This is a genomic window from Actinoplanes sp. ATCC 53533 (assembly GCF_003947245.1).
In genome coordinates this window covers 23,444-30,529 of sequence record NZ_QHHV01000327.1, presented here as the reverse complement: position 1 = coordinate 30,529, position 7,086 = coordinate 23,444, and the positions used below count along the sequence as shown (strand labels likewise).

Annotated in this window: 6 protein-coding genes; 1 reads left to right on the top strand and 5 read right to left on the bottom strand. The window is 70.6% G+C overall.

The genetic code is table 11. The annotated features are described in order from the left end of the window. Positions 1–85 precede the first annotated feature (85 nt). Positions 86–1,237, top strand: coding sequence for an RNA-guided endonuclease TnpB family protein (locus DMB66_RS55930; protein WP_125812155.1), 1,152 nt, complete (start codon positions 86–88; stop codon positions 1,235–1,237). A gap of 40 nt (positions 1,238–1,277) precedes the next feature. On the opposite strand, the gene DMB66_RS55925 is transcribed toward DMB66_RS55930, so the two are convergent. The 5 genes from DMB66_RS55925 to DMB66_RS55905 form a co-directional block, all read right to left on the bottom strand. Then, positions 1,278–2,447 carry a cell wall metabolism sensor histidine kinase WalK gene (locus DMB66_RS55925; protein ID WP_125812154.1) on the bottom strand — a complete coding sequence of 390 codons (1,170 nt, stop codon included), beginning with the start codon at positions 2,445–2,447 and terminating at the stop codon, positions 1,278–1,280. Next, positions 2,444–3,130, bottom strand: coding sequence for a response regulator transcription factor (locus DMB66_RS55920; RefSeq protein WP_125812159.1), 687 nt, complete (start codon positions 3,128–3,130; stop codon positions 2,444–2,446). Before DMB66_RS55920 ends, DMB66_RS55925 begins: the two co-directional genes overlap by 4 nt. Positions 3,131–3,363: 233 nt before the next feature. Further along, the gene (locus DMB66_RS55915; RefSeq protein ID WP_199753219.1) at positions 3,364–4,107 is read right to left on the bottom strand and encodes a LytTR family DNA-binding domain-containing protein; all 744 of its coding nucleotides are present in this window, start codon (positions 4,105–4,107) and stop codon (positions 3,364–3,366) included. Beyond that, complete coding sequence (locus tag DMB66_RS55910; protein WP_125812153.1) at positions 4,104–5,315, bottom strand: sensor histidine kinase; 1,212 nt, start codon at positions 5,313–5,315, stop codon at positions 4,104–4,106. The genes DMB66_RS55915 and DMB66_RS55910 overlap by 4 nt, the downstream gene beginning before the upstream one ends. Positions 5,316–5,475: 160 nt before the next feature. After that, the gene (locus tag DMB66_RS55905; protein ID WP_199753221.1) at positions 5,476–6,972 is read right to left on the bottom strand and encodes a sugar transferase; all 1,497 of its coding nucleotides are present in this window, start codon (positions 6,970–6,972) and stop codon (positions 5,476–5,478) included. Between the last annotated feature and the right edge of the window lie 114 nt (positions 6,973–7,086).

Below are 7,086 nucleotides of genomic sequence, written 5' to 3'. Positions count from 1 at the left end.
AGGTGGTAGACGACGCTGCGGTCCCTGCGCACGTCCAGGTGCGGTGCCCATCGTGGCGACGTAGGAACAATGATATGATGGTTGGGTGCAGTTGGTCGTGCAGGTCAAGCTCCTGCCGACACCTGACCAGGGGTCGTCGCTGGAAGCAACCCTGCGTGCCTGCAACGCCGCCGCCTCCGAGGTCGCCGTGGTGGCCCGCAACACGGGCGTCTACCGCAACTACCACCTTCGCAAACACGTCTACCAGGCCATCAAGACCGACCACGGCCTGGGCGCCCAAGCCGCCCAGCACGTGATCAAGAAGGTCTGCGACGCCTACAAGTCTCTGAAGGCGAACATCCGCGCCGGGAATCTCGGCAAGCCCGGCTCGAAACGCCGGCGAAACGCCGAGAGCAACCCGATCAGCTTCCGCTGGAATGCTGCCCAGCCGTACGACGCGCGGATGTTGTCCTGGCAGCACGACGCCCGGACCGTGTCGATCTGGACGGTCCACGGGCGCTTCAAGGGCGTCGCGTTCACCGGCTCCCCGGACCAGGTCAAAGCCGTCGCCACCCTGCCGGTCGGTGAGTCTGACCTGGTCCGGCGGGACGGCAGGTGGTTCCTGTACGCCACCGTCGAGGTGCGAGAGCCGGAGCTGATCGACCCGGACGGTTTCCTCGGCGTCGACCTGGGCATCGCGAACATCGCCTACGACTCCGACGGCACCCGTCACGCCGGCACCCGGCTCAACGGCTACCGCCGCCGCCAGGCCCGGCTGCGGCGACGCTTGCAGGCCACGGACACCAAGTCCGCTCGCCGGCTGCTGGTGCGGCGCCGCAAGAAAGAGGCGCGGCACGCCGCGAACGTCAACCACACCATTGCCAAGACCATCGTGACCGAGGCTGTACGCACCGGTCGCGGTATCGCCGTCGAAGACCTGACGGGGATCCGCGACCGGGTCCGGCTCCGCAAGCCCGAACGGGTCACCCTGTCCTCGTGGTCGTTCCACCAACTCGGCAGCTTTCTGGCCTACAAGGCCCGCCGAGCGGGAATACCGCTGGTCGAAGTCGACCCCCGGTACACCTCCCAGACCTGCCACCGATGCGGTCACCGCGACAAGCGGAACCGCCCGGACCAGGAAACCTTCGCCTGTCGGTCGTGCGGGGTCGTTGCCCACGCCGATCACAATGCGGCCCTCAACATCGCCCAGCGTGGTGTCGAGGGCTGGGGCGCAGTCAACCGTCCGCACGCGGCCTGACCTCGCAGCCAGCCAGAGCAGAGACCTGCAGACCCGCCATTCATGAGCGGGTAGTTGACGAGGACAAGAATCGGGTCGGCTGCAGCGGCAGCGTCACGTGGATCAGGCAGCCAGGACGGTTCGTTGTCCGCGCCGGGGTGCTGGCCGTGGTGCCGGCCGAGGGCCTGGCCGGGTCGACGACGGCGATCGTGCCCTGGTGGAGCTGGACCACCCAGCGGGCGATCGCCAGGCCCAGGCCGGTGCCGCCGTCGGTGGCGCGTTCGCCCCGGGTGAAGCGTTCGAAGACCCTGTCCCGGTCGGCCGGGGGGATGCCGTCGCCCTCGTCCGCGACCGCCACGACCACGGCGGCGTCGTGGCGCTCCGCCCGGACGGTGACCGTGCCGCCCGGTGGGCTGTGCCGGGCCGCGTTGTCCAGCAGGTTTGCGAAGACCTGGTGCAGGCGTTCGCGGTCGCCCTCGATGCGGATCGCCGGCGCCGCCACCACGAACCGGACGTCGTGGCCCGCGCCGTCGGCGTTCACCGTCGCCTCGCGGACCACGTCGCCCAGGAACGTCCGGATGTCGATCGGGGCCTGGGCCATCGGCATCACGCCGGCGTCCAGGCGGGACAGGTCCAGCAGCTCGGTGACCAGGCGGCCCAGGCGCTCCGTCTGGGTCAGGGCGGTGCGCATCGTTTCCGGCTCCGCCTCGGACACGCCGTCGACGATGTTTTCCAGCAGGCCGCGCAGGGCGGTGATCGGCGTCCGCAGTTCGTGCGAGACGTTGGCGATCAGCTCGCGGCGCTGCCTGTCGGCCGCCGCCAGGTCCGCGGCCATCTGATTGAACGCCGTGGCCAACTCGCCGACCTCGTCGCGGGACGTGGCCCGGACCCGGCGGGTGTAGTCGCCGCGGGCCATCGCCCGGGCGGCATCCGTCATCTCCCGCAGCGGGACCGTGGTGCCGTGCGCCGCCACTTGCAGCGTGACCAGGCCGAGCGCGACGGCGATCGCGAACCAGGACAGCTCCACCCGCATGAAATCGAGGCTCCACCAGAAGATCAGCAAGCCGACGCCGCCGGACAGGCCGAGCGCCACCGAGAGCTTCGCCTTGATCGAGCGAACGGGGTCGAGCGGACGCGGCAGCCAGCCGAGCGCGGGCGCCACCCAGCCGAACGCCACGCCCAGCGGCAGCGACACCCACCGCAGCAGCCGCTCGACCGGGGGCGAACTCATCGCTGCACCTCCAGGGCGTATCCGACGCCGTGGACCGTGCGGATCAGGTCGGCGCCGAGCTTGCGACGCAGGCCCTTGATGTGGCTGTCGACCGTGCGGGTGCCGGAGGCGTCCGCCCAGCCCCACACATCCGCGAGCAGCCGCTCCCGAGGCAGCACCGTGCGCGGCCGGCCGGCGAGGTGCACGAGCAGGTCGAACTCGGTCGGGGTCAGCTTGGCTTCGACTCCGGCCCGCTGCACCCGGCGCTCGGCCAGGTTGATCTCCAGGTCGCCGAAGCGCAGCATCGCGGCCTCCGCCGGGGCGGGATCGGCCGGGGCGGAGTTTCGGTTGGCCCGCCGGAGCAGGGCGTGCACCCGAGCGGTGAGCTCGCGCATCGAGAAGGGCTTGGTGAGGTAGTCGTCCGCGCCGACCGCCAGGCCGACGAGCAGGTCGGTCTCGTCGTCGCGGGCGGTGAGCATCAGGACCGGGACGCCGCGCTCGGCGTGGATGCGCCGGCACACCTCGAGACCGTCGAAGCCCGGCAGCATCACGTCGAGGACGATCACGTCCGGCTGGATGCGCCGGGCCGCGTCGACCGCGCTCGGGCCGTCCCCGGCGACCTCGACCTCGAAGCCCTCAGCCCGCAGCCGGGCGGCCACCGCCTCGGCGATGGTGCGCTCGTCCTCGACCACGAGGACCTTCATTGTCGTCACGCCGCCCCCTCAGCTACGCCCAGCATCATGCGCGGCGGGTGCAAGACCGGCCCACCCCCGTGGCGTGCCGATCTGCCCCGCGCCGAGCAGCCTATTGATCAGTCGTGCAGGGGCGGGGGCGACGTTGTGGACAACTTGTGAAGATGATCGGCCTGTGGATAACTCTGTGGATAACGCTCTTGGTTGTGGATAACCCTGTGGATCTGGTGGCCGAAACGGTGGATTCAGCGGGTCCAGTCGTGCTTGGCGGCGCGGATGAGCTTGTCTTTCAGCTCCCGGGTGTGCCGCCGGCTGACCGGCAGCTCCGCACCGTCGACGGTTACCACGTAGCCAGACTGGGTCAGCCTCAGCTCCGCGACCAGGCGTAGCTGCACCAGGTAGGAACGGTGGATGCGGACGAAGCCCGCGTCCGCCCAGCGCTCGGCGAGCGTCGCGAGCGACACCCGGACCAGGTGCGACGCGTCGCCGGTGTGCAGTCGGGCGTAGTCACCCTGTGCCTCGACCCAGCGCACCGACGAACGCGGGAGCATCCGGGTCGTGCCGGCCAGCTCGACCGGGATGCTCGGCTCGTCCGGTGGCTTCGCCGCTACCGGCGGGGGCGCGGCGCGCAGCCCGGCGACCCGGCGCAGCGACTCGCCCAGCCGCTCGGAGCGGACCGGCTTGCGCACATAGTCGGTCACACCCAGGTCGAACGCGTCCACCGCCCCGTCGTCGTACGCGGTCACGAAGACGATCGCCGGCGGCCGGGCGAACCTGTGCAGGATCCGGGCCAGCTCCATGCCGTCCAGCCCGGGCATCCGGATGTCCAGGAAGACCGCGTCGACCTCGGTGTCCCGCAGCACCCGCAACGCCTCGGTCGCGTCGCCGGCCCGGTGCACGTATGCGACCCGGCTGTCGGCATTGAGCAGGTATGCGAGCTCGTCCAGCGCCGGCGGCTCGTCATCCACAGCCAGCACCACAAGGCTCATGCCCGTACCCTTGGATGGAATTTCGGCACCCGCATGCTCACTTTCATTCCCGCGCCCGGCGCCGTCTCCACCACCAGCCCGAAGTGGTCGCCGAACACCGAGCGCAGCCGCTCGTCCACATTCGAGAGGCCGACGTGCTGGCCCGCGTCGTCGTCGCGGCCGTTGGCCGCCTCGGCGATGCCCGCCGCCAGCACCGCCGGATCCATGCCGACACCGTCGTCTTCGACCGTGATGTGGCATTCGGCACCCGCGTCCCGGGCCTCGATGCTCACCATACCGACGCCCGGCTTGCGGGACAGGCCGTGCCGCACCGCGTTCTCCACCAGCGGCTGCAGGCACAGGAACGGCAGGCCCACCGGCAGCACCTCGGGCGCGATCTGCAGGCGGACCTGCAGGCGGTCGCCGAAACGGGCCCGTTCGATGGTCAGGTACCGGTCGATCGAGCGCAGTTCCTCGGCCAGCGTGGTGAAGTCGCCGTGCGCCCGGAACGAGTAGCGGGTGAACTCGGCGAACTCCAGAATCAGCTCCCGGGCGCGCTCCGGGTCGGTGCGCACGAACGAAGCGATCGCGGTCAGCGCGTTATAGATGAAGTGCGGGCTGATCTGGGCGCGCAGGGCGCGCACCTCGGCCCGGGCGAGCCGCTCGCGGGAGGAGTCCAGCTCGGCCAGGGCCAGCTGGGAGCCCGCCCAGCGGGCGGTCTCCATGGTGGCCTGGACCAGGCCGGGCGCGGGCTGGTCGTCCGCGACCGCCACGAGCGCGGCCACGGCCTGCCCGTCGGCGCCGGTCAACGGGGCGACGACCGCGCCGCGGACCACGCAGTCCATCCGGTCGCAGGGCAGGTCGGTGCCGCCCAGCACGATCGACCGGTTGGCCCGCACGGCCCGGGCGGCCGCGGCGATGAACTGGGCGGAATGGTGCTCGCCGCGCCCGTCGAAGGCCAGGCAATGCTCACTGTCGGCCACCGTGAGACCAGGCGCGCCGACGAGCCGGCGCAGATGCCGGGCGGCCTTGGCGGCCGACGCGGGGGTGAGCCCGGTACGCAGCGGCTCGGCAGCCAGTGAAGCGGTGTGCAGCACGTCGTAGGTGGCACGCTGCCCGGCCGTGGCTATGCCACGCCGCGCGCGCAGCCGCAACACCGCGACGACGGCGCCGAAAAGTGCGGCGAGCACGGCAAGGACCGCGAGCACGCTCCCGACCTGACCAGCCACGCACGCATCCTGACCGCAAGCGGGAGGAAACACCAGCTTTTCCACCGAGTGTGGAGGGTGGTCGTTCACGAGCGGCTGGGCGATCGGTCACCCTTGCCCGATTCGAGGTACGGCAGGGTGTGGATGCGCTACCGATTCTCATCTGCCCGGCCCCGGAGGGTCAGTAGGCGCCTTTTCGCTTGAGGACGACCCAGATCGTGCGCCACAGGATGCTCAGGTCGTAGGTCAGCGACCAGTTGTCCACGTAGTAGAGGTCCAGCCGGACCGCCTCGTCCCAGGACAGATCCGACCGCCCCGAGACCTGCCACAGACCGGTTATTCCCGGCCGCACCAGCAGCCGTCGGCGGACGTCGCCCAGGTAGTCGCCGTCGTCCGCGGGCAGCGGGCGGGGGCCGACCAGCGACATCTCGCCCTTCAGCACGTTGATGAGCTGTGGCAGCTCGTCCAGCGAGGTGGCGCGCAGCTTGCTGCCGAAGCGGAAGATCCGGGGATCCTCCTTCAGCTTGAAGAGCATGCCGTCGGCCTCGTTGAGCTCCTCCAGCGTGGCCTTGCGCTCCTCGGCGTCCACGTCCATGGTCCGGAACTTCCACACCCGGAAGGTTTCGCCCTCGTGGCCGACCCGGGGCTGGCGGAAGAAGACCGGGCCGGGGCTGGCCATCTTGATGCCGATGGCGATCACGGCCAGGACGGGGGTGAGGAACAGCAGGCCGAGGAAGGCCGCTACCCGGTCGAGCAGGTTTTTCGTCAGCCAGCCGGGGCCGGACAGGGTCGGTTCCTCGACGTGCAGCAGCGGCAGGCCCTCGATCGGGCGGATGTGCACGCGGGGGCCGGCGATGTCGGTGAGCTGCGGGGCCACCACCAGGTCCACGCCGGTGCCTTCGAGGGCCCAGGCCAGCCGGCGCAGCTCGCCGGGCTCGGCGCTGGCCGAGCCGCAGACCGCGATCGTGTCGCCGCCGACCTCGCGGACCAGCGCGAGCACGTCCCGGCCCGCGTAGACGGGCACGGGGGTCTCGATGCCCCTGGCCGCCGAGTAACCGTCGGTGAGGTGGATCGCGACCGGGATCAGGCCGGCCGCGGGGCTGCGGGTGACCGCCTTGTAGACCTCGAGCGCCTCGGGCAGGGTGCCCATCAGGATCATCCGGTGCGCGCCGTGCCCGGTGCGCTTGCGGGCCACGTGCAGCACCTGCCGGGCCGAGTAGCGGCAGAACAGGATGAAGATCATCGCGGACACGCAGACGTAGGCGACCGTCACGCGCGAGAGCGAGGTGTTGGTGGCGAAGGCCAGCAGCGAGACTCCGGCCACGACCGTGATGGAGGAGCGGACGACCCGCTTGAACTCCTCGCTGCCCAGCCCGAGGTAGCGGCGGTCGTAGCTGCCGTTGCCCCAGAGGGTGAAGATCCAGCCCAGCGGCAGGGCGACGAAGGCGACGAAGTAGAACGCGTCCTCCCGGCCCTGGAAGCCGGAGCTCGACTTCTGGATGAAGGTGACGGCCAGGCCGCTGGCCAGGATCGCGGAGACGAGATCCAGGATGATCAAGATCAACGTGTACGGCCGGTGCCAGCGCGAGAGGCGCCGGTGCGAACGGGTCCACGCGGATCTGGCAACGCCGTTACTCGGCGGCGGCTCTTGCTGCCACTCGAAACTGTCGTACGGCATGCCGCTCCGGCTCTTGCTGGTTTCCGGGCGTTGGAGGCTCGTGGTCACCTCGCCTACGTCCTCCCGCATCACGTTCCGCCCACACCGAGAACATTACGCACCGCCACGGCCCTG

Coding starts and splice junctions, on each gene's coding strand:
- DMB66_RS55925 (WP_125812154.1), bottom strand. CDS start 2,447: ATGAGTTCGCCCCCGGTCGAGCGGCTGCTGCGGTGGGTGTCGCTGCCG.
- DMB66_RS55920 (WP_125812159.1), bottom strand. CDS start 3,130: ATGAAGGTCCTCGTGGTCGAGGACGAGCGCACCATCGCCGAGGCGGTG.
- DMB66_RS55915 (WP_199753219.1), bottom strand. CDS start 4,107: ATGAGCCTTGTGGTGCTGGCTGTGGATGACGAGCCGCCGGCGCTGGAC.
- DMB66_RS55905 (WP_199753221.1), bottom strand. CDS start 6,972: ATGCCGTACGACAGTTTCGAGTGGCAGCAAGAGCCGCCGCCGAGTAAC.